The sequence below is a fragment of the Mesorhizobium sp. M7A.F.Ca.CA.004.06.1.1 genome, from assembly GCF_003999135.1.
Lineage (GTDB): Bacteria > Pseudomonadota > Alphaproteobacteria > Rhizobiales > Rhizobiaceae > Mesorhizobium.
This window is the reverse complement of the sequence record NZ_RZPQ01001139.1, coordinates 1-1217: the sequence shown is the minus strand read 5'-3', so window position 1 is coordinate 1217 and position 1217 is coordinate 1. Positions and strand designations below refer to the sequence as shown.

Sequence of the window (1217 nt, the reverse complement as noted above, 5' to 3'; positions counted from 1 at the left end):
ACCTTGCTGCGCATGCTGGCCGGCCTGGAGACGATCACCTCCGGCGACCTGTTGATCGGCGGCGTGCGCGCCAACGCGCTGCCGCCACAGCAGCGCAACATCGCCATGGTGTTCCAGTCCTATGCGCTGTTTCCGCATCTGAAGGCAGCTGACAATATCGGCTTTGGCCCGAAGATCCGCGGCGAGACGCGCACGGTGATCGATGAGAAGGTCAAGAAGGCGTCCGGCGTCCTCAATCTCTTCTCCTATCTCGACCGCTATCCCCGCCAGCTGTCGGGCGGCCAGCGCCAGCGCGTCGCCATGGGCCGCGCCATCGTGCGCGAGCCGTCTGTGTTCCTGTTCGACGAGCCGCTGTCCAACCTCGACGCGCAATTGCGCGTGCAGATGCGCGTCGAGATCAAGGCGCTGCACCAGCGGCTGAAATCGACGATCGTCTACGTCACCCACGACCAGATCGAGGCCATGACGATGGCCGACCGCATCGTCGTGATGGACCGCGGCAGAATCCAGCAGGTCGGGGCGCCGCTGGAACTCTATGACAGGCCTGCCAACAAGTTCGTCGCCTCCTTCCTCGGCTCGCCGTCGATGAGCTTTGTGTCCGGTTCGCTCAAGACGACGCTTGAGAAAACCTGGTTCGAATCGGCCGGTGGCGGGCGGCTTGCGCTTGCCGGCAAACAGGTGCCGGCGGACAGCGCGGTGGAGGCTGGCATCCGGCCCGAGCATTTTATCGTCGGCGAGGCTGTCGACGCGATGGCGATCAGAGTGGATGTCGTCGAGCCCACCGGCTCCGAAACACATGTCTATGGCGCTATCGGTGCTGATACGGTACGCGCCGTGTTCCGCGACAGGGTGCCGGTCAGGCCGGGAGACCTGCTGCCGGTCTCGGTCGACCCCGGCAACATCCATCTGTTCGACAAGGCAACGGGCCTGCCTCTATGAAGACGCCGGCCGACATCATCACGCGGCTGCAGCTGATGTCGCAGGACGGAACGAAGTCGGATCGCAAGCTGGCCGGCTTCGTGCTGGCAGACCTCGATTTCGTTTCCAAAGCGGCGATTTCGGAAATTGCCTTGCGCGTCGGTGTCAGCGAGCCGACGGTGACGCGGTTCTGCCGCAACCTCGGCTGCGAGGGCCTGCGCGACTTCAAATTCTATCTGGCGCAAGCCATCGCCATCGGCGGCCAGTATCTGTCGCCGGAGCCGTTGAGCCGCGATCCC

2 protein-coding genes are annotated in these 1217 nt (G+C 64.3%); both read left to right on the top strand.

Annotated features, from left to right (window positions below; translation table 11 throughout):
- The coding region (locus EN906_RS34540; protein WP_127375796.1) for an ATP-binding cassette domain-containing protein at positions 1–939 on the top strand (939 nt) is incomplete at its 5' end.
- On the top strand, positions 936–1217 hold a 282-nt coding region (locus tag EN906_RS34535; protein WP_164777631.1), incomplete at its 3' end, for a MurR/RpiR family transcriptional regulator. The genes EN906_RS34540 and EN906_RS34535, both read left to right, overlap by 4 nt.